This window comes from Streptomyces sp. NPDC014734 (assembly GCF_043083325.1).
Taxonomy (GTDB): domain Bacteria; phylum Actinomycetota; class Actinomycetes; order Streptomycetales; family Streptomycetaceae; genus Streptomyces.
The window spans coordinates 171,731-192,534 of record NZ_JBIBYN010000008.1 but is presented as its reverse complement, the minus strand read 5'-3'; the positions used below and the strand labels follow the sequence as shown (position 1 = coordinate 192,534).

The window sequence follows — 20,804 nt, the reverse complement described above, 5'->3', positions numbered from 1 at the left end:
TGTCCGGGGCGGGCCTCCGTGTGACGCGTTCCGGTCACCGCACGGTGTGCTCCGTCTTGCGGAGGCGGAACGTCAGGGCCAGGCCCTCGTCCTCGAACGGGGCGCCGTAGGCGGGGTCGGCCTCGCCCTGCGCGTAGTCGAGCGCGAGGACCTCGTCCGCGATCAGGGCGGCATGCTCGGTCAGCGCGTCCACCGTGGCGGCGTCGGCCGACGTCCAGCGGACGGCGATGCGGTCGGCGACGTCCAGGCCGCTGTTCTTGCGGGCCTCCTGGATGAGCCGGATCGCGTCACGGGCGAGGCCCGCGCGGCGCAGTTCCGGGGTGATCTCCAGGTCCAGGGCGACCGTCGCGCCCGAGTCGGACGCGACCGACCAGCCCTCGCGCGGGGTCTCGGTGATGATCACCTCGTCGGGGGCGAGGGCGACGGTCTCGCCGTCCACCTCGACCGTCGCCGTGCCGTCGCGCAGAGCCAGCGAGAGCGCCGCCGCGTCGGCGTTCGCGACCGCCTTCGCGACCGCCTGGACCCCCTTGCCGAAGCGCTTGCCGAGCGCGCGGAAGTTGGCCTTCGCCGTGGTGTCGACCAGCGAGCCACCGACCTCGGAGAGCGAGGCGAGCGAGGAGACGTTCAGCTCCTCCGTGATCTGGGCGCGCAGTTCGGGCGGGAGCGACTCGAAGCCGGACGCCGCGACCAGGGCCCGGGACAGCGGCTGACGGGTCTTGACGCCCGACTCGGCACGGGTGGCCCGGCCCAGTTCGACAAGGCGCCGCACCAGCGCCATCTGCGTGGAGAGCGACGGGTCGATCGCCGACAGGTCCGCCTCGGGCCAGGTCGAGAGGTGGACCGACTCGGGGGCGTCCGGGGTGACCGGAACGACCAGGTCCTGCCAGACCCGTTCGGTGATGAACGGGGTGAGCGGGGCCATCAGCCGGGTCACCGTCTCGACGACCTCGTGCAGCGTGCGCAGCGCCGCGCTGTCGCCCTGCCAGAACCGGCGGCGCGAGCGGCGGACGTACCAGTTGGACAGGTCGTCGACGAAGGCGGACAGCAGCTTGCCGGCGCGCTGGGTGTCGTACCCCTCCAGGGCCTGCGTGATCTGGTCCACCAGTGCGTTCAGTTCGCTCAGCAGCCAGCGGTCCAGGACCGTGCGGTCCGCCGGGGCCGGGTCGGCCGCGGACGGTGCCCAGTTCGACGTCCGGGCGTACAGGGCCTGGAAGGCGACCGTGTTCCAGTACGTCAGCAGCGTCTTGCGGACGACTTCCTGGATGGTGTTGTGACCGACGCGGCGGGCCGCCCAGGGGGAGCCGCCGGCCGCCATGAACCAGCGCACCGCGTCGGCGCCGTGCTGGTCCATGAGCGGGATCGGCTGGAGGATGTTCCCGAGGTGCTTGGACATCTTGCGGCCGTCCTCGGCGAGGATGTGGCCCAGGCAGACCACGTTCTCGTAGGACGACTTGTCGAAGACCAGGGTGCCGACCGCCATCAGCGTGTAGAACCAGCCGCGGGTCTGGTCGATGGCCTCCGAGATGAACTGCGCCGGGTAGCGGGCCTCGAAGATCTCCTTGTTCTTGTACGGGTAGCCCCACTGGGCGAACGGCATCGAGCCCGAGTCGTACCAGGCGTCGATGACCTCGGGGACGCGGTACGCCTCCAGCTGGCAGTTCTCGTGCGAACAGGTGAACGTGATCTCGTCGATGAACGGGCGGTGCGGGTCGAGCCCGGAGAGGTCGGCGCCGGTGAGCTCACCGAGCTCCGCACGCGAGCCGACACAGGTGAGGTGGCCGTCCTCGCAGCGCCAGATCGGCAGCGGGGTGCCCCAGTAGCGGTTGCGGGACAGCGCCCAGTCGACGTTGTTGTTCAGCCAGTCGCCGAAGCGGCCGTGCTTGACCGAGTCCGGGAACCAGTTGGTCTTCTCGTTCTCCGCGAGCAGCCGGTCCTTGACCGCGGTGGTGCGGATGTACCAGGAGGGCTGCGCGTAGTAGAGCAGTGCGGTGTGGCAGCGCCAGCAGTGCGGGTAGCTGTGCTCGTACGGGACGTGCCGGAAGAGCCTGCCGCGGGTGGCCAGGTCCTCGGTGAGCGTCTCGTCGGCCTTCTTGAAGAAGACGCCGCCGACCAGCGGCAGGTCCTCCTCGAAGGTGCCGTCCGGGCGGACCGGGTTCACGACCGGGAGGCCGTACGCCTTGCAGACCAGGAGGTCGTCGGCGCCGAAGGCGGGGGACTGGTGGACCAGACCCGTACCGTCCTCGGTCGTCACGTACTCGGCGTTGACGACGTAGTGCGCCTCGCTCGGGAAGTCGACGAGGTCGAACGGGCGCTCGTACGTCCAGCGCTCCATCTCGCGGCCGGTGAAGGTCTGCCCGGTCGTCTCCCAGCCCTCGCCGAGAGCCTTCTCGACGAGCGGCTGCGCGACGACGAGCTTCTCCTCGCCGTCGGTGGCGACGACGTAGGTGACGTCGGGATGGGCGGCGACGGCGGTGTTGGAGACCAGGGTCCAGGGGGTGGTCGTCCAGACCAGCAGCGCGGCGTCGCCGGCCAGCGGGCCGGAGGTGAGGGGGAAGCGGACGAAGACCGACGGGTCGACGACCGTCTCGTACCCCTGTGCCAGCTCGTGGTCGGACAGGCCGGTCCCGCAGCGGGGGCACCAGGGGGCGACGCGGTGGTCCTGGACCAGCAGGCCCTTCTTGAAGATCTCCTTCAGCGACCACCACACCGACTCGACGTACTCGGGGTCCATCGTGCGGTAGGCGTCGTCGAGGTCGACCCAGTAGCCCATCCGGGTCGTGAGCTCCGTGAAGGCGTCGGTGTGGCGGGTCACCGACTCCCGGCACTTGGCGTTGAACTCGGCGATGCCGTACGCCTCGATGTCGTTCTTGCCGTTGAAGCCCAGCTCCTTCTCCACCGCGAGCTCGACCGGCAGCCCGTGGCAGTCCCAGCCGGCCTTGCGGCCGACGTGGTAGCCCCGCATGGTGCGGAAGCGGGGGAAGACGTCCTTGAAGACGCGGGCCTCGATGTGGTGGGCGCCCGGCATGCCGTTCGCGGTGGGCGGGCCCTCGTAGAAGACCCACTCCGGGCGGCCCTCGGACTGTTCGAGGGTCTTGGCGAAGATCTTGTTCTCGCGCCAGAGATCGAGCACGGCGTGCTCCAGCGCGGGCAGGTCGACCTGGGCGGGCACCTGGCGGTACTGCGGCGATGTCATGGGGGACTTCCTCCGGCGGACGATTTCCACTTCCGTCGGAGGGACGAGAGTCTCGTCGACTCCCGCGGTACCACCCTCCTTGGCCCCGGGTGTGCGCCCGTGGCCCCCTCATTGGGGTCGCGATACCGGTTCTACTTGCCCTGGGGCGTTCTTCCGGCGGCTCCGGGTGATCTTCACGACGCGCTCGCCCCCGGGCTTCCACCGTCCCCGGGTCGCTCCTGGCCGCGTACGACGCTACTCGTCCCATCCACGCCTCTCGCTCAGGCCAGTGTACGGGCCCGTACGGACGTCGGCCGACCGATATATCGCGCGGCGCCGGGGTGACCCGAATGGACAGACGGGAACGGGGCGGTCCGGATACGGCCGCCGGGGTGCCGGGAGCCGGATTACCGGCCGGTGAGCTGGGCACAACGGATTGGGGCGGGTCGGCGCACGGGTGCGGGCGTGCGTGGACGGGCGGCGTGCCCCGTTGCCGCGGGGCCGGTGTCGATTTATCGTCCCAGCACGATTCGCGTGCAAGATCACAATATGTGAAGGGGCCGCGGCCATGGTGGCGAAGAAGTCCGCCGCGAAGAAGACGGCGTCGGCGAGATCCAAGGGTGCGGTGGCGGGGAGCGCGGGTCCGCAGGAGGGTATGGAGAGCGGCGCCGGGACGGGCTCGGCGGCCGAAGCGGCGGAGGAGGCCGCGGCCGGGACGTCCACGGGGAAGAGGGCTTCGGGGGCGAGGGCCGCGGCACCGGCCCGCAAGGCCCCCGCGAGGAAGAGCGCGGCCAGGAAGGCTTCGAAGAAGGCCGCCCCGGCGGCCACGGAGGCGGCCGAGTCCGCCGAGCAGACGGGAGCCCACACGGTGGTAGCCAAGAAGAGCAGGGCCAGGACCCGCAGGGCCGACGAGGGGGCGGCACCCGCCGCGTCGGGCGGCGGGGTCGCCACGACCGTTCCGGGCGAGCTGGCGGTCCGGCCGGGCGAGGACCCCTGGACCCCGGAGGAGGTCGACGAGGCGCGGGCCGCCCTGAGCGGCGAGATCACGCGGTTGCGCAGCGAACTGGAGTCCGCGGGTGCCGCGCTCGCCGGGCTGATGCGCGATTCCGGCGACGGGGCGGGCGACGACGAGGCGGACACCGGGACCAAGAACATCACCCGGGAGCACGAGATGGCGCTCGCCGCCAACGCCCGGGAGATGCTGGACCAGACCGAGCGGGCGCTGGCCCGGCTCGACGCCGGCACGTACGGGCTGTGCGAGGTCTGCGGCAAACCGATCGGCAAGGCGCGGATGCAGGCGTTCCCCCGCGCCACTCTCTGCGTCGAGGACAAACAGAAGCAGGAGCGACGCGGCTGATCCGCCGAGGCGTGTCGTACCCTCGTCCTCAGTCAGGAACCTAGGTTGAGGGACTCACGTGGCAGAGGCGGAGCGCATCATCGGTACGCCGGACATCCCCGATGCTGAGGGGACCGAGGGGGAGGGGCCCGGGGACCGGACCGGGAACCCGGCCGACGGGACGGCCGACGAGGCGTCCGGGGCGACGGCCGGCACGGGCAGGCGGAAGATCGCGGCGCTCTTCGGCGTGGCCGTCGTCGCCTATCTGCTGGACCTGGTCAGCAAGCTGGTCGTGGTCGCGAAGCTGGAGCACCACCAGCCGATCGAGGCCATCGGTACCTGGCTCAGATTCGACGTGATCCGCAACTCGGGCGCCGCCTTCAGCTTCGGCGAGGCGTACACGATCGTCTTCACCGCCATCGCGGCGACGGTGATCGTGGTGATCGCCCGGCTGGCCCGCAAGCTCTACAGCCTGCCGTGGGCGATCGCGCTCGGCCTGCTGCTCGGCGGGGCGCTCGGCAACCTCACCGACCGCCTCCTCCGCGCGCCCGGCTTCTTCCGGGGCGCGGTGGTGGACTTCATCTCGGTCGAGCACTTCGCCGTCTTCAACCTCGCCGACTCCGCGATCGTCTGCGGCGGCATCCTCATCGTGCTCCTCTCCTTCCGGGGCCTGGACCCCGACGGCACCGTGCACAAGGACTGACCCCTGCGCAAGGGCTGACCGTGCGCGGGGACCGACCGTGCACGAGGACCGGCGGCCGCAAGGCATACTCGATCGGGTGAGTACGTATCCCGAGGTCCGCACCCTGCCCGTTCCCGACGGCCTGGAGGGCGAGCGCGTCGACGCCGCCATCTCCCGCATGTTCGGCTTCTCCCGCACCAAGGCCGCCGATCTGGCCGCCGCCGGGAAGGTGCAGGTGGACGGCGCGGTGGTCGGGAAGTCCGAGCGGGTTCGGGGCGGCGCCTGGCTGGAGGTGGAGATGCCGCAGGCGCCCGCACCGGTCCAGATCGTCGCCGAGCCCGTCGAGGGCATGGAGATCGTGCACGACGACGACGACATCGTGGTGATCGTGAAGCCGGTGGGGGTCGCCGCCCATCCGAGCCCCGGCTGGACCGGCACGACGGTGATCGGCGGGCTCGCCGCGGCCGGGTACCGGATCTCCACGTCCGGCGCGGCCGAGCGCCAGGGCATCGTCCACCGCCTCGACGTCGGCACCTCCGGCCTGATGGTCGTCGCCAAGTCGGAGCGGGCCTACACCCTGCTGAAGGCGCAGTTCCGCGACCGGGTCGTGGAGAAGAAGTACCACGCGCTGGTGCAGGGCCACCCGGACCCGATGAGCGGCACCATCGACGCACCCATCGGGCGTCACCCGAACCACGACTACAAGTGGGCCGTCACGGCCGAGGGCAAGCCCTCCGTGACGCACTACGACCTCATCGAGGCGTACCGGGCCGCCAGCCTCCTGGACATCAAGCTGGAGACCGGCCGCACCCACCAGATCCGGGTGCACATGTCCGCTCACCGCCACCCCTGCGTCGGCGACCTCACCTACGGCGCCGACCCGACGATGGCCAAGCGCCTCGGCCTTGCCCGGCAGTGGCTGCACGCCGTCCGGCTCGGCTTCGAGCACCCCTCCGACGGCGGCTGGGTGGAGTTCTCCAGCGACTACCCGGACGACCTGCGGACGGCCCTCGACCGGATCGCGGCGGAGAGCCGGTGACCGGCGTGCCCGCTCCGTACACCACCCGCGTCGCCGTCGGCGAGCAGGACCTCGCCGCCTGCTTCCAGGTCCGCAAGGACGTCTTCGTCGGTGAGCAGAGCGTGCCCGAGGAGATCGAGTACGACGCTCTCGACGCGGTCGCGGTGCATGTGCTCGCCGTCGCCGCGGACGGCACCGCGCTCGGCACCGGCCGGCTGCTGCACGGCCCGGAGGCCGTCGGCCGGACCGGCGGCGACCTCGCCGTCGGCTCGCTGGGGCGGCTGGCCGTGACCGCACGCGCGCGCGGCCTGGGCGTCGGCGCGGCGCTGGTCCGGGCGATCGAGGACGCGGCCCGTGAACGCGGCCTGACCGCCGTCGACCTGCACGCCCAGACGCATGCGCTCGGCTTCTACGAGCGGCTCGGATACGCGGTGTACGGCCCGGAGTTCCCGGACGCCGGGATTCCGCACCGGGCGATGCGCCGCCCCCTCTGAGAACCTGCCGGGTGGCCTTCGGCCGGAGAGCGGACGCGGCATGGCGCGTGCGGCTCCCGGGCGCCTGGACGGCCCGGTGGCGGCGCTGCCCGGTCATTCCGGCAGCGCCGGAAGCGTGCGTGCCGGGACGTGGCCGCCCGGTCAGCGGTCACCCGGCGGGCTCCGAGCGGCCCGCCGCCCCGTCCGCCCGGCCATGGGGACGTCGCCCGGCCGCAAGCCGGGCGCAGGGGGGTGTTGTCCGGAAAGTGCCCCCTGCGTGGCAGGCTTGAGGTCCAGACCGGTCGGCCGCGGAGGTCGGCCCACCGCGCTCCGGAAGGCACCCCGTGGACCAAATGGCCCTGCTCCTCCTGTTGTTGCTCGGGGCCGTGGTCACGGTGCCGCTCGGACAGCGTCTCGGCCTGCCCGCGCCGGTGCTGATGACGCTCGCCGGTGTCGGCATGGCCTTCCTGAGTTTCGTGCCGAACGTGGACATTCCGCCCGAGATCATTCTGCCGGCGCTGCTGCCGCCGTTGCTCTACGCCTCCGTGCAGCGCACCTCCTGGCGCCAGTTCGCCGCCAACAAGCGGCCGATCTTCCTGCTGGCCGTGGCGCTGGTGTTCGTCACCACGGCGGCCGTGGCCGCCGTCGCCAACGCGATAGTCCCCGGACTGCCCATCGCCGCCGCCGTGGCGCTCGGCGCGCTCGTCGCGCCGCCCGACCCGGTGGCCGCGACGGCCGTCGCGGGTTCGGTCGGGCTGCCGCGCAGGCTCGTCTCCATCCTGGAGGGCGAGGGCCTGTTCAACGACGTGACCGCGATCGTGCTCTACCACGTGGCGATCGCGGCCGCGGTGAGCGGTACGTTCTCCCTGCCCGAGGCGTTCGGGCTGCTGATCCTCTCCGCGGTGGTCGCCGTGGTGGTCGGGCTCGTGCTCGGCTGGCTCACCATCAAACTCATGGGCCTGCTCGGCGACGCCACGCTCCAGGTCGGTCTCACCCTGCTCGTGCCGTTCGTGAGTTACGTGCTCGCGGAGGAGCTGATGGGCTCGGGCGTCCTCGCCGTCCTCACCACCGCTCTCTTCCTCGCCGAGCACACCGCCGACGCCGACGACGTGCTCGGCCGTCTCACCGGCCGCACCTTCTGGGAGATCGTCGACACCCTCGTGACGGGGATCGCCTTCGGGCTGATCGGCCTCGAACTCCACAACGTCTTCGGAACGGCGGACGGCCGCGAACTCCAGATGCTCGGCTGGGGCCTGGCCGTCGTCGCGGTCGTCGTCGGGGTGCGGCTGCTGTACCTGCTGCCCGCGACCTGGCTCGCCAAGCGGCTGCACACCCGGCGCGACGTCAGCGAGGAGATCCCCACGAGCTGGCGGGAGACCGTCGTCATGTGGTGGTCCGGGATGCGCGGGGTCGCCTCCGTCGCGCTGGCCCTCGCCATCCCGCTGAAGACGGACGACGGACAGCCGTTCCCCGGCCGCGAGGAGGTCATCTTCATCGCCTTCGCCGTGATCATGGCCACGCTCGTCGTCCAGGGACTCACCCTGCCCTGGCTGGTCCGCAAGCTCCACGTCAAGGCGGACACGGCGGTCGAGGAGGCACTGGAGAAGGACCTCGCGATCCGTGCCGCCAAGGCCGCGAAGCTGCGGCTGAAGGAGATCCAGGAGGACGAGGAGTTCCCGGAGGAGGTCGCCGAGCGGTTGCAGCGCCTCGCGTACGACATGGGGGCCCGGATCAGTCCGGACATGGTCGACGACGAGCGCCGCGAGGCGTACGCCCAGCGGGCCGAGCGCTTCAAGGCGGTCAGCCGGGTCCAGCGCGAGATGATGTCGGCCGCCCGCCACGCGGTGCTGTCGGCCCGGAACGAGGCGGGCGCCGACCCGGAGGTCGTCGACCGGGTGCTGAGGCAGCTGGACGTGCGCAGCCTGCGGTGACGGCGGGAACGCGGCGCCGCCCGGCGCCCGCCCCGGACGTACGGCCGTTCGGCGGGCTCCCGGCCGCCCTGGCACCATGGGCCCATGAACATCATGCTCTTCCACTCGATGTACGGTCTGCGCCCCGCGGTGCACGCGGCCGCCGCCCGGCTCCGTGCCGCCGGGCACGAGGTGCAGACGCCCGATCTCTTCGAGGGGCGGACCTTCGACACCGTCGAGGAGGGCCTCGCCTTCAAGGAGGAGCTGGGCAAGGACGAACTGCTGCGCCGGGCCGTCCTGGCCGCCGCGCCCTACTCCGACCGGGGCCTGGTGTACGCCGGGTTCTCCCTCGGGGCGGCCACCGCGCAGACCCTGGCGCTCGGTGACGCGAAGGCGCGCGGCCTGCTGCTGTTCCACGGCACCTCGGACATCGCCGAGAACGCCTCGGTCGACGAACTGCCCGTGCAGCTGCACGTCGCGGACCCCGATGTGTTCGAGACGTCCGACTGGCTGAACTCCTGGTACCTGCGGATGCGGCGGACCGGCGCCGACGTCGAGATCTACCGCTACCCGGGGGCGGGTCACCTCTTCACCGACCCCGACCTGCCGGATCACGACCAGGCGTCCGCCGAGCTCGCCTGGAAGGTCGCGCTGGGATTCCTCGCCACGTTGTGACCGCCGGGCGGGCCCGGCCGGTGACCGGTCCCGCCCCGCGTCCGTTCGGCACCGGGCCGCTCAGCGCACCGGCCGGTCCGCCCGCTCCACCTTCTGTGTACCGCTGAGCGTCCGGTACGAACGCGCCCAGGCGGAGGTCGCGTCCCGCTTCGTCCGGTCGGACACCACGTAGTAGTCCATCTGCGAGCGCTCCGCGGTCACGTCGAGGACGCCGTAGCCGTGCGAGTCCATGTCCACCCACTTCACGTGGCGGTTGGCGGCCCTGACCGCCGCGCTCGCGACGGCCGAGAGGGTTCCCGGCGCGACGTGCAGGATGTCGTCAAGGTTGTCCGAGGTCACCGACGTCACCACGAACTCGGTGGCGGCCGAGGCCGAGAGCGGATACGTGGCCGCCTTCACCGGCACGTCGTTGGCCCAGGCCATGTGGATGTCACCGGTCAGGAAGACCGTGTTGGTGATCGAGCGGTCCCGCAGATGCGTGATCAGCTCCTTGCGGTCGCTCGTGTAGCCGTCCCACTGGTCGACGTTGACGGCGAGGCCCTCCTTCGGCAGCCCCAGCAACTCGGCCAGCGGCTCCAGCAGATGCGCGGGCAGCGAGCCGAAGGCCAGCGGCGAGATCATCACCGACGTCCCGACCAGCTTCCAGGCGGCGTCCGAGGCGGCCAGACCCGACTTCAGCCAGTCGAGCTGCGCCCGGCCGGTGATCGTGCGGTCCGGGTCGTCGACCGAGCCGTTGCCGATCGACGACTGCTGGGAGCGGAAGCTGCGCAGGTCCAGGAGGTGGAGATCGGCGAGGCTGCCGAAGCGCAGCCGCCGGTAGACGGTGCCCTCGGTGGACGGGCGTACCGGCATCCACTCGAAGTACGCCTGCTTGGCGCCGGCGGCACGGTCGGCCCAGGAGCCCTCCGTGCCCGGTGTGTGGTTCTCCGCCCCGCCGGACCAGGCGTCGTTGGCGAACTCGTGGTCGTCCCAGATCGCGATCACCGGGTGGGTGGCGTGCAGGGACTGGAGATCGGTGTCCGTCTTGTAGGCGCCGTGCCGGGTGCGGTAGTCGGCGAGGGTGAGGATCTCGTGCCGGGGCTCGTGCGGGCGCACCGTGTACTTCGCGGCCGGGTAACTGCCCGACGCGTACTCGTAGATGTAGTCGCCGAGGTGCAGCACCGCGTCGAGGTCGGTACGGGCGGCGAGGTGCCGGTACGGGGAGAAGAACCCGGCCTCCCAGTTGGCGCAGGAGACCACGCCGAAGCGCACCCCGGCGACGGCCGCCGAGGTGGCGGGCGCGGTCCGGGTGCGGCCGGCCGGCGAGAGGACCGTCGCGTCCTCGCCCGCCGAGAAGCGGAACCAGTACGTGGTGGCCGGGGCCAGCCCGCGCACATCGGCCTTGACGGTGTGGTCGGACGCGGCCCGTGCGACGGTCGAGCCCTGGGCGACGATCCGGGCGAACCCCTTGTCCTCGGCGATCTCCCAGCGCACCGCCGTGTCGGCGCCGCGGCCGGAGCCGGGCACGGCGTCCGGGGCCGGAGTGACGCGGGTCCACAGGAGTATGCCGTCGGGGAGCGGGTCGCCGGAGGCGACGCCGTGCAGGAAGGCGGGCCCGTCCGCGGCGCGCGCGGAGGCGGCGGAGCCGAGCACGGGAGCCGCGACGGCGGTGGCGGCGACGGCCTTGACGACCGTGCGGCGGCTGGGGGCGGAGAGCGGCGGGGAAAGGTGTCGACTGGTCACGGTGCAGCACCTTACTGAGGAGTAAGGCGAACGGGCGGGCGAACGAAGGAAGTTCGCCCGACCGTCGGGAAGCCGACGCCGGGATTTCGCCATGCGCCGGGCGGTGGCACCACCGCCCGGCGCGGACGCGTGGCTCAGCCCTTCAGCGCCTTGTCGACGACGGTGGTGAAGTCCTCGACGGTCATGGGGGCGTTGTCGCTGCCCTCGGTGGTGAGCAGCTTGCCGTCCATCTTCAGCGACGGGGTTCCCCTCACGCCGCTCTTGTCGAAGGCCGCCGACATCTTCATCGCCCAGGCGTCGAACGTGCCGTCCTCGACGTCCTTCTGGAACGCCTTGTTGTCCTTCAGCGCGTCGACGCTGTTGGCGACCTCGATCAGGTACGAGTCCTTCTTGAACTTGTCGTCGGTCTCCTCCGGGTGGTACTTCGCGGAGTAGAGCGCGTACTTGTAGTCGAGGAACGCCTCCGGGCTGATGTTGAGCGCGGCACCGAGCGCGCTCAGCGCGTTCTTCGAGCCCTCGCCGTTGGCGGCGTTGTCGATGAAGGTGGCGCCGACGTACTTGATCTTGTACTTCCCGGCTTCGACGTCCTTGTGGACCGTCTCGCCGACGGTCTGCTCGAACGTGGCGCAGACCGGGCAGCGCGAGTCCTCGTACAGCTCCAGGGTCTTCTTGGCGCTCGACTTGCCGATGACGACGGTGGTGCCGTTCTCGCCGGTGGTGTTCTTGGGCGCCGTGACGTTCTTCTCGTCCTTGGCCGCCTCCCAGTGGGACGGCTTGTTCATCTCCATGACGCCCCAGCCGACGGCACCGGCCACCGCCAGCACGGCGACGATCGAGACGCCGACGACTATCTGCCGGCGGGTCTTCTCTCTCTTGGCCTGGCGCTCGCGCTCGGCGCGCAGACGCTCGCGGGCCGCCGCCTTGTTGGCCTGGGTGTTGCGCTTGCTCATGTTCGTCTCTCCATGGGTGTGGGTGGTGCGTCGTCGGGGACGTGCGTGCTCAGGCGATGGCGCGGGCCGAGCGCGGCGGTCCCCTCCGTCCCACGGAGTGCACGAGCGGACGGGTGCGGACGAGCGGGCGCGGGCCGTGTCCGGCGGGCCGCAGCCGGCGCGGGGTCCGGTGACCGGCGGCGCGCACCGCGGCGACCGCGATCAGCAACGGGCGGAACGCCAGGGCGGCGGCCGCCCCCACCAGGGCGACCAGCGCGGACTCGCCGCGCCGGAGCCAGGCCGCGGCGAGCAGCCCGACCGACACATGGGCGCCGAGCAGCAGCCACGGCACCGCGGGACCGGGCGAGGCCAGCAGCGCGGCGGCCGTGTGCCCGGCGTCCGTCACCGTGGCGAACGGGGTGCCGGCGTCACCTGCCGGCGCGGCGCCCGCGCCGATCCCGCCCCCGCCGCACAGCAGATCCACCCCCACCGAACGCAGCGGTCCCGCGATCGGGCCGCCCGCCGCGCCGTAACAGAGGTGCTGACCGGTGGTGAAGACGGTGTCGGCGGCCAGCTCCAGCGGAACCAGCAGCCCGGCGATGGCACCGAACCCGCGTTCCCGACCGGCCAGCGCGTACGCCACCGCGAAGACCGCACCGGCCAGCAGCGCGACGATGTTCAACGGCAGCGCGACCCGGGAGAGCAGGACGTGGGACGCGGCGGAGAGCGTCACGACGAGCGCTGTGAAAAGCGCCGCGCGAACGACTCTGAGCTGCGTCCCGGATATGTCCATCGTCCAGGAGTGTGCCATGCGAACCTGTGGGCGTGCCCCGATGGGCCCGGATTTCCCGGCCTCCCCCCGAAACGCGGGCGGACCCGCGAACGCCACGGCGGCTACAGCCCCGGAACGCGGCCGTTGCGGAAGAGGTCCACGAAGATCTGGTGATCGGCGCGGGCCCGGGCACCGTAGGCGTGGGCGAAGTCCACCAGCAGGTCTGCGAAGCCGTCCTCGTCCGCCGCGATGGCCGCGTCGATCGCGCGTTCCGTGGAGAACGGCACCAGCGAGTGGCCGCTCTCGTCGTCCGCCGCCGCGTGCATCGTCGCCGTCGCCCGGCCCAGGTCGGCGACGACCGCGGCGATCTCCTCCGGCTCGTCGATGTCGGACCAGTCGAGATCGACCGCGTACGGCGACACCTCGGCGACGAGCTGGCCCGCGCCGTCCAGCTCGGTCCAGCCGAGCCACGGGTCGGCGTGCGCCTGGAGGGCGCGCTGCGAGATGACCGTGCGATGGCCCTCGTGCCGGAAGTACTCGCGCACGGCCCGGTCGGTGACGTGACGGGAGACCGCGGGCGTCTGCGCCTGCTTGAGGTAGATCACCACGTCGTTCTCCAGGGCGTCGCTGTTGCCCTCCAGGAGGATGTTGTACGAGGGCAGCCCGGCCGAGCCGATGCCGATGCCGCGCCGGCCCACGACGTCCTTCACCCGGTAGGAGTCGGGCCGGGTCAGGCTCGAATCCGGCAACGTCTCCAGATAGCCGTCGAAGGCCGCCAGCACCTTGTAGCGCGTCGCCGCGTCCAGATCGATCGCGCCGCCGCCCGCCGAGAAGCGGCGCTCGAAGTCCCGGATCTCCGTCATCGAGTCCAGCAGCGAGAACCGGGTCAGCGACCGGGCGTCGCGCAGCGCCCCCAGCAGCGGGCCCTCGGCCGTGTCGAGCGTGAACGGCGGCAGCTCGTCGGTCTTCGCACCCGTCGCCAGGGCGTGGATCCGCTCCCGGTAGGCCACCGCGTAGATCCGGACCAGCTCCGTGATCTGCGCGTCGCTCAGCGCCTTCGCGTGACCGATCAGCGCCACGGACGCGGCGAACCTCTTGAGGTCCCAGGTGAACGGGCCGACGTACGCCTCGTCGAAGTCGTTCACGTTGAACACCAGACGGCCGTTGGCGTCCATGTACGTGCCGAAGTTCTCCGCGTGCAGATCGCCGTGGATCCACACCCGGCCGGTCCGCTCGTCCAGATACGGGCCGCCGTGCCGCTCCCGCCCCAGGTCCTCGTAGAACAGGCACGCCGTGCCCCGGTAGAAGGCGAAGGCGGAGCCCGCCATCTTGCGGAACTTCACCCGGAAGGCGGAGGGATCGGCCGCCAGCAGCTCACCGAAAGCGGTGTCGAAGACCTCAAGAATCTGCTCCTCGCGCTGGGCCGCGCCGCGCTGCGCTTCCGACATCTGTACTGCCTCCTGCTGCCTGACGTGCATGGACGAACCGGATGGATCTCCCCCGCACGTCCAACGCGCGACCGGGACCGGGAGTGCCCCTCGCCCCGTCGCCCGGAGACGTAGACTTCCACGCTGTCCCCACCCGTCACCTCTCGCCCGTTCCCCGGAGGCACAGCGCCGTGAGCAAGCCGCCCTTCACGCACCTTCACGTCCACACCCAGTACTCGCTGCTGGACGGTGCCGCGCGGCTCAAGGACATGTTCAACGCGTGCAACGAGATGGGCATGACGCACATCGCGATGACGGACCACGGCAACCTCCACGGGGCGTACGACTTCTTCCACTCCGCGAAGAAGGCGGGGGTGACGCCGATCATCGGCATCGAGGCGTACGTCGCCCCGGAGTCCCGCAAGCACAAGCGGAAGATCCAGTGGGGCCAGCCGCACCAGAAGCGCGACGACGTCTCGGGTTCGGGCGGATACACCCACAAGACGATCTGGGCGTCGAACTCCACGGGCCTGCACAACCTCTTCCGGCTGTCCTCGGACGCCTACGCCGAGGGCTGGCTGCAGAAGTGGCCGCGCATGGACAAGGAGACCATCGCCCAGTGGTCCGAGGGGCTCATCGCCTCCACCGGCTGCCCCTCGGGCGAGGTGCAGACCCGGCTGAGGCTCGGCCAGTTCGACGAGGCGGTCCAGGCGGCCTCCGACTACAAGGACATCTTCGGCGAGGGCCGGTACTTCCTGGAGCTGATGGACCACGGCATCGAGATCGAGCGCCGGGTCCGCGACGGGCTCCTGGAGATCGGCAAGAAGCTCGGCATCCCGCCGCTGGTGACCAACGACTCGCACTACACCTACGCGCACGAGGCCACCGCGCACGACGCGCTGCTGTGCATCCAGACCGGCAAGAACCTCTCCGACCCGGACCGCTTCCGCTTCGACGGCACCGGCTACTACCTCAAGACGACGGACGAGATGTACGCCGTCGACTCCTCCGACGCCTGGCAGGAGGGGTGCCGCAACACGCTGCTGGTCGCCGAGCAGATCGACACCTCCGGCATGTTCGAGAAGCGCGACCTGATGCCGAAGTTCGAGATCCCGGACGGCTACACGGAGATCACCTGGTTCCAGGAGGAAGTCCGCACCGGCATGAACCGGCGCTTCCCCGGCGGCGTCCCCGACGACCGGCAGAAGCAGGCCGAGTACGAGATGGACGTCATCATCCAGATGGGGTTCCCGGGCTACTTCCTGGTCGTCGCGGACTTCATCATGTGGGCCAAGAACAACGGGATCGCGGTCGGCCCCGGCCGTGGTTCCGCGGCCGGTTCGATCGTGGCGTACGCCATGGGCATCACCGACCTCGACCCGATCGAGCACGGACTGATCTTCGAGCGGTTCCTCAACCCCGAGCGCGTCTCGATGCCCGATGTCGACATCGACTTCGACGAGCGTCGGCGCGTCGAGGTGATCAGGTACGTGACGGAGAAGTACGGGGCCGACAAGGTCGCCATGATCGGCACGTACGGCAAGATCAAGGCGAAGAACGCCATCAAGGACTCCGCCCGGGTCCTCGGCTACCCGTACGCGATGGGCGACCGGCTCACCAAGGCCATGCCCGCCGACGTCCTCGGCAAGGGCATCGACCTCGACGGCATCACCAACCCCAAGCACCCGCGCTACAGCGAGGCGGGCGAGATCCGGGGGATGTACGAGAACGAACCTGACGTGAAGAAGGTCATCGACACCGCGAAGGGCGTCGAGGGCCTGGTCCGGCAGATGGGCGTGCACGCCGCCGGCGTCATCATGTCCAGCGAACCGATCGTCGACCACGCCCCGGTCTGGGTGCGGCACACCGACGGCGTCACCATCACGCAGTGGGACTACCCGCAGTGCGAGTCGCTCGGCCTGCTGAAGATGGACTTCCTCGGCCTGCGCAACCTCACCATCATGGACGACGCCGTCAAGATGGTGGAGAGCAACAAGGGCGTCAAGCTCGACCTGCTCGGCCTGCCGCTGGACGACCCGAAGACGTACGAGATGCTCTGCCGCGGCGACACGCTCGGCGTGTTCCAGTTCGACGGCGGGCCGATGCGCTCCCTGCTGCGCCAGATGCAGCCCGACAACTTCGAGGACATCTCCGCCGTCTCGGCCCTCTACCGGCCGGGCCCGATGGGCATGAACTCGCACACGAACTACGCCGAGCGCAAGAACGGCCGCCAGGAGATCACCCCGATCCACCCGGAGCTGGAGGAGCCGCTCAAGGAGACGCTCGGCCTGACGTACGGCCTGATCGTCTACCAGGAGCAGGTGCAGAAGGCCGCCCAGATCGTCGCCGGGTACTCGCTCGGCGAGGCCGACATCCTGCGCCGCGTGATGGGCAAGAAGAAGCCCGAGGAACTGGAGAAGAACTTCGTCCTCTTCCAGGCCGGTGCCAAGGAGAAGGGGTACTCCGACGCGGCGATCCAGGCGCTGTGGGACGTCCTGGTCCCGTTCGCCGGCTACGCCTTCAACAAGGCGCACTCCTCCGCGTACGGCCTGGTCACCTACTGGACCGCCTACCTGAAGGCGAACTACCCCGCCGAGTACATGGCCGCCCTGCTGACCTCGGTCAAGGACGACAAGGACAAGTCGGCGGTCTATCTCAACGAGTGCCGCCGCATGGGCATCAAGGTGCTGCCGCCCAATGTGAACGAGTCCCTGTCGAACTTCGCGGCACAGGGCGACGACGTGATCCTCTTCGGCCTGACGGCCGTGCGCAACGTCGGCCAGAACGTCGTCGACTCGATCATCCGCTGCCGCAAGGCCAAGGGGAAGTACTCCTCCTTCCCGGACTTCCTGGACAAGGTCGAGGCGGTCGTCTGCAACAAGCGGACCGTCGAGTCGCTGATCAAGGCCGGGGCCTTCGACGAGATGGGCCACACCCGCAAGGGCCTCGTCGCCCACCACGAACCGATGATCGACAACGTGGTGCAGGTCAAGCGGAAGGAGGCCGAGGGACAGTTCGACCTCTTCGGCGGCATGGGCGAGGAGGAGAGCGACGAGCCGGGCTTCGGGCTCGACGTGGAGTTCTCCGACGTCGAGTGGGAGAAGTCCTACCTGCTGGCCCAGGAACGCGAGATGCTCGGCCTGTACGTCTCCGACCATCCGCTCTTCGGCCTGGAACACGTGCTGTCCGACAAGGCCGACGCCTCGATCTCCCAGCTGACCGGCGGCGAGCACGCCGACGGCGCCGTCGTCACCGTCGGCGGCATCATCTCCGGCCTCCAGCGCAAGATGACCAAGCAGGGCAACGCGTGGGCCATCGCCACCGTCGAGGACCTCGCCGGCTCCATCGAGTGCATGTTCTTCCCCGCCACGTACCAGCTCGTCTCCACCCAGCTGGTCGAGGACACCATCGTCTTCGTCAAGGGGCGCCTGGACAAGCGGGAGGACGTGCCCCGGCTGGTCGCCATGGAGATGCAGGTCCCGGACGTCTCCATGGCCGGCACCAACGCCCCCGTGGTCCTGACCATCCCCACCGTCAAGATCACCCCGCCCATGGTCAGCCGCCTGGGCGAGGTGCTCAGCAACCACCGGGGCGACACCGAGGTACGGATCAGGCTCCAGGGCCCGCGCAAGACCACCGTCCTGCGCCTCGACCGGCACCGGGTGAAGCCCGACCCGGCGCTCTTCGGTGACCTGAAGGTGCTGCTCGGGCCGGCCTGTCTGGCCGGCTGAGCCGGAACACCCCGGCCACGTGCGAGAGGGGCGCCCCGCGAAAGCGGGAGCGCCCCTCCCGGCCGTCCGGGGCGTCGAAGCGGACCGGAAATCCGTTCGGTCAGTTGTGGCCGAAGCGCCGCTGGTGCTTACGCGCAACATCGGCAGGGCTGCCCTGGGCCTGCGACTGAGGCTGTATCTGCGACTCGTACGCGGTCTGCTTGGTCTCATCCGTACCGTGCTGCGGAGCGGACGCGTGGCTCTGCCGGCTGCCCTGCTTGCGGTTCTTGTTCTTGGCCATGGTCTTCCTCCTGTGGGGACTCTCGGGGCCAGGACCGCGTTCAGATTCACATAATGGGGTAAAAGATGCATGTTGGATGATTACAGTGCGTAGTGAAGGGGGTATCATGCGCCGTTTTCCGGTTCCGCCACGCCGATGATCGAATTCCGGCCTCAACCCCCGCGCATTCGGGCAGACTCGATGGAAACCCTTTGCAAAGACCGCACCCGACCTTCTGGAAGAGGGTGGAACGCGTGGACCGTTGCGTCGTCCTGGTGGACGCCGGCTACTTGCTGGGCGCAGCCGCGAGCCTGCTGGCCGGAGAACCCGCCCGTTCCCGCATCACCGTCGACCACGCGGCCCTCATCCGGGGCCTGCGCGAGCTGGCGGAGACCGATACCCGGCAGCCGTTGCTGCGGATCTACTGGTTCGACGGCGCGCCCGACCGCGTGCCCCAGCCCGAACACCGCAGACTCCGCGTGATGCCCCGGGTGACCGTCCGGCTCGGCGCCCTCACCCGCAGCGACGGGCGCTGGGCGCAGAAGGGCGTCGACGCGGCGATGCACGCCGAACTCACCGAGCTGGCCAGGAACCGGGCCTGCTCCGACGTGGTGCTGGTCACCGGTGACGGAGACCTGCTGCCGGGACTGATGTCCGCGAAGGAACACGGCGTCGCCGTCCACCTGTGGGCCGTGCAGGCCGCCGACGGCGACTACAACCAGTCCGAGGACCTGGTCGCCGAGGCCGACGAGCGCAGGGTGCTCGACCGGAGCTGGATCACCCTTGCCGTACGGGCCAAGGAGACCGGCGGCGTCTGTGCCCCGCCGCCCGTGCCCCGCCCGGAGATCGCCGCGATCCTCTCCGCGCCGCTGCCCGAGGCGGCCCTCGCCGCCTCCGCCGAACGGGCGTCCGAGGCCCAGGCCGCGGCCGCGGCGCGCGAGGCCGCCCCGACCGCCGAGGAGAGCGCCGCCGACCGCCCGGGCCAGGGCCCGAGGGCCGTCCCCACGCCGAAGGACCTGGCGGGCAGCCTGCGCGGCCCCGGCACCCAGCCCCCCGCCCAGACACCGCCCGCGGGCGCCACCCTGCGCTGGTCCTCGGACAAGGGCTGGATCGAGCGCGGCGGGCCGCTGGGCGAACCCGCCGACACCGCGTCCCTCCCCACGCTCGCCCAGCTCACCAGCGCCGAGCAGCGCTGGGCGGACCGCGAGGAGGACATCACCACCGTCGGCGGCGACCCCTTCGAGGTCGGCCAGGTCTTCGCCCGCCGCTGGATGGAGCGGCTGCCCGAGACCGCCCACCTCCAGAAGCTGTCGACGATGTATCCGCGCATCCCGCACCGGATCGACGGCGAGCTGCTCCGCTACGCGGCGCGCTTCGGTCTGCTCGCCCACAAGGACGACCAGATCGACGAGCACGACCGCTATGCCATCCGGGCGGGATTCTGGCGGGAGATCGACGTACGCGCCGCGGCCGAGCACACCCCGGTGCCCGAGCGCACGGGCCCGTCCGGCGGCTGACCGGGCGCGGCGGGTCCCCGTACGGGTGACGCGGCCGGTGGACACGGCGGCGTCACCCCACGGGCGTGGCCCCGGGCGCGGTCCGGGCCGCCCGACCCCGTACCCTCATACCTCGTGAGCACGGGCACAGCACAGGCGCAGACGGATACCGGAACCGTGTGCACGGTGCGTGATCTGGTCAAGACCTATCCCCCCGCCCGGGGCCGTCGCGGCGTACCGGCCGTACCGGAGGTCCGCGCCACCGACGGGATCAGCCTGGACGTGCGGCGCGGCGAGATCTTCGGTCTGCTCGGCCCCAACGGCGCCGGGAAGTCCACCCTGGTCCGTCAGCTCACCGGGCTGATGCGGCCCGACTCCGGCGGCGTCACCGTGCTGGGCCACGATCTCGTGCGCCATCCCGAGCGGGCCTCCCGGCTGATCGGATACCTCGGGCAGGAGTCCACCGCCCTCGACGAGCTGACCGTGTCGCTCGCCGCCGAGACCACCGGACGGCTGCGCGGTCTCGCGGCGGGGGCGGCCAGGGCCGAGCGCGACGCGGTCCTCGACGAACTCGGCCTCGCCGGGATCGCGGGGCGTCCCCTGAAGAAACTCTCCGGCGGGCAGCGCCGCCTCGCCTGTTTCGCCGCCGCGCTGGTCGGCGAGCGGCCGGTACTGGTTCTGGACGAACCCACGACCGGAATGGACCCCGTCGCGCGGCGCGCCGTGTGGGCGGCCGTGGACCGGCGCCGGGCCGAACGCGGCACCACCGTCCTGCTCGTCACCCACAACGTCATCGAGGCCGAGACGGTCCTCGACCGGGTCGCGGTGATCGAGCACGGCCGGGTCATCGCCTGCGACACGCCGGCCGGGCTCAAGGAACGCGTCGCCGGTGAGGTCAGGGTCGAGCTGGTGTGGCGGGAACGGGCGCCGCTGGACGTGCCCGAGGTGGCCGCCCTGCGCGGCTCGGCGCAGGAGTCCGGGCGGCGGTGGGTGCTGCGGCTCGGTCCCGACGAGGCACGTGCCGCGGTCGCCGCGGTGACCGGTGGCGCCGCGTTCGCCGCGCTCGACGACTTCACGCTGGCGACGCCCAGCCTGGAGGACGTCTATCTCGCGCTCGGCGGGGACGCGACCAAGGGGCTGGTGAAGTCATGACCGGGGCGGGCGAGGGGCCCGGAGCGGCCGGGGGCGCACGCCCGGCAGGG

15 protein-coding genes are annotated in these 20,804 nt (G+C 71.1%); 9 read left to right on the top strand and 6 right to left on the bottom strand.

From position 1 onward, the window contains the following. Window positions 1–34: 34 nt before the first annotated feature. Entirely contained in the window at window positions 35–3,193 is a 3,159-nt protein-coding gene (ileS, locus tag ACF1CT_RS15745; protein ID WP_391784372.1) for an isoleucine--tRNA ligase, read from the bottom strand. A 547-nt stretch (window positions 3,194–3,740) separates the two neighbouring features. On the opposite strand from ileS, the gene ACF1CT_RS15740 reads away from it, so the two are divergent. The 6 genes from ACF1CT_RS15740 to ACF1CT_RS15715 all read left to right on the top strand — a co-directional run bounded on the left by ACF1CT_RS15740 (window position 3,741) and on the right by ACF1CT_RS15715 (window position 9,266). Then, on the top strand, window positions 3,741–4,529 hold the full coding sequence (locus ACF1CT_RS15740; protein WP_391784371.1) for a TraR/DksA family transcriptional regulator: 789 nt from the start codon (window positions 3,741–3,743) through the stop codon (window positions 4,527–4,529). Between the two features lie 58 nt (window positions 4,530–4,587). Then, window positions 4,588–5,211 (top strand): signal peptidase II, encoded by a 624-nt coding sequence (gene lspA, locus ACF1CT_RS15735; RefSeq protein WP_391784370.1) that lies wholly within the window; start codon window positions 4,588–4,590, stop codon window positions 5,209–5,211. Window positions 5,212–5,287: 76 nt separating this feature from the next. Then, window positions 5,288–6,229, top strand: a complete 942-nt coding sequence (locus tag ACF1CT_RS15730) for an RluA family pseudouridine synthase (RefSeq protein WP_391784369.1) — start codon at window positions 5,288–5,290, stop codon at window positions 6,227–6,229. Then, window positions 6,226–6,702, top strand: coding sequence for a GNAT family N-acetyltransferase (locus ACF1CT_RS15725; protein WP_391784368.1), 477 nt, complete (start codon window positions 6,226–6,228; stop codon window positions 6,700–6,702). The genes ACF1CT_RS15730 and ACF1CT_RS15725 overlap by 4 nt, the downstream gene beginning before the upstream one ends. A 323-nt stretch (window positions 6,703–7,025) precedes the next feature. Then, window positions 7,026–8,612 carry a Na+/H+ antiporter gene (locus ACF1CT_RS15720; protein ID WP_391784367.1) on the top strand — a complete coding sequence of 529 codons (1,587 nt, stop codon included), beginning with the start codon at window positions 7,026–7,028 and terminating at the stop codon, window positions 8,610–8,612. Window positions 8,613–8,696: 84 nt separating this feature from the next. Continuing rightward, the gene (locus ACF1CT_RS15715) at window positions 8,697–9,266 is read left to right on the top strand and encodes a dienelactone hydrolase family protein (RefSeq protein WP_391784366.1); all 570 of its coding nucleotides are present in this window, start codon (window positions 8,697–8,699) and stop codon (window positions 9,264–9,266) included. Window positions 9,267–9,326: 60 nt separating this feature from the next. Here ACF1CT_RS15715 and ACF1CT_RS15710 read toward each other — a convergent pair whose 3' ends face one another. The 4 genes from ACF1CT_RS15710 to ACF1CT_RS15695 all read right to left on the bottom strand — a co-directional run bounded on the left by ACF1CT_RS15710 (window position 9,327) and on the right by ACF1CT_RS15695 (window position 14,137). Then, window positions 9,327–10,988: an alkaline phosphatase D family protein gene (locus ACF1CT_RS15710; RefSeq protein WP_391784365.1), complete on the bottom strand. Its 1,662-nt coding sequence runs from the start codon at window positions 10,986–10,988 to the stop codon at window positions 9,327–9,329. Between the two features lie 134 nt (window positions 10,989–11,122). Then, complete coding sequence (locus ACF1CT_RS15705) at window positions 11,123–11,938, bottom strand: DsbA family protein (RefSeq protein ID WP_391784364.1); 816 nt, start codon at window positions 11,936–11,938, stop codon at window positions 11,123–11,125. Window positions 11,939–11,987: 49 nt separating this feature from the next. Next, window positions 11,988–12,710, bottom strand: coding sequence for a hypothetical protein (locus ACF1CT_RS15700; protein WP_391784363.1), 723 nt, complete (start codon window positions 12,708–12,710; stop codon window positions 11,988–11,990). A 101-nt stretch (window positions 12,711–12,811) separates the two neighbouring features. Next, a complete protein-coding gene (locus tag ACF1CT_RS15695; protein ID WP_391784362.1) occupies window positions 12,812–14,137 on the bottom strand; it encodes a DUF2252 domain-containing protein in 1,326 nt (441 codons plus the stop codon). Between the two features lie 170 nt (window positions 14,138–14,307). Between ACF1CT_RS15695 and dnaE the strand changes: the two genes are divergently transcribed. Continuing rightward, the gene (gene dnaE, locus ACF1CT_RS15690; protein ID WP_391784361.1) at window positions 14,308–17,847 is read left to right on the top strand and encodes a DNA polymerase III subunit alpha; all 3,540 of its coding nucleotides are present in this window, start codon (window positions 14,308–14,310) and stop codon (window positions 17,845–17,847) included. Between the two features lie 100 nt (window positions 17,848–17,947). On the opposite strand, the gene ACF1CT_RS15685 is transcribed toward dnaE, so the two are convergent. Next, complete coding sequence (locus ACF1CT_RS15685) at window positions 17,948–18,127, bottom strand: hypothetical protein (protein ID WP_391784360.1); 180 nt, start codon at window positions 18,125–18,127, stop codon at window positions 17,948–17,950. A gap of 224 nt (window positions 18,128–18,351) precedes the next feature. On the opposite strand from ACF1CT_RS15685, the gene ACF1CT_RS15680 reads away from it, so the two are divergent. Together ACF1CT_RS15680 and ACF1CT_RS15675 are read left to right on the top strand one after the other, a co-directional pair. Further along, on the top strand, window positions 18,352–19,623 hold the full coding sequence (locus ACF1CT_RS15680; protein ID WP_391784496.1) for an NYN domain-containing protein: 1,272 nt from the start codon (window positions 18,352–18,354) through the stop codon (window positions 19,621–19,623). A 156-nt stretch (window positions 19,624–19,779) separates the two neighbouring features. Then, complete coding sequence (locus ACF1CT_RS15675) at window positions 19,780–20,754, top strand: ABC transporter ATP-binding protein (RefSeq protein ID WP_391784495.1); 975 nt, start codon at window positions 19,780–19,782, stop codon at window positions 20,752–20,754. The last annotated feature ends 50 nt before the right edge of the window (window positions 20,755–20,804 follow it).

Excerpts from the sequence above, each read along its gene's own strand:
- ACF1CT_RS15740 (WP_391784371.1), top strand. The coding sequence starts at position 3,741 with ATGGTGGCGAAGAAGTCCGCCGCGAAGAAGACGGCGTCGGCGAGATCC.
- ACF1CT_RS15695 (WP_391784362.1), bottom strand. The coding sequence starts at position 14,137 with ATGTCGGAAGCGCAGCGCGGCGCGGCCCAGCGCGAGGAGCAGATTCTT.
- ACF1CT_RS15705 (WP_391784364.1), bottom strand. The coding sequence starts at position 11,938 with ATGAGCAAGCGCAACACCCAGGCCAACAAGGCGGCGGCCCGCGAGCGT.
- ACF1CT_RS15685 (WP_391784360.1), bottom strand. The coding sequence starts at position 18,127 with ATGGCCAAGAACAAGAACCGCAAGCAGGGCAGCCGGCAGAGCCACGCG.
- ACF1CT_RS15700 (WP_391784363.1), bottom strand. The coding sequence starts at position 12,710 with ATGGACATATCCGGGACGCAGCTCAGAGTCGTTCGCGCGGCGCTTTTC.
- ileS (WP_391784372.1), bottom strand. The coding sequence starts at position 3,193 with ATGACATCGCCGCAGTACCGCCAGGTGCCCGCCCAGGTCGACCTGCCC.
- ACF1CT_RS15715 (WP_391784366.1), top strand. The coding sequence starts at position 8,697 with ATGAACATCATGCTCTTCCACTCGATGTACGGTCTGCGCCCCGCGGTG.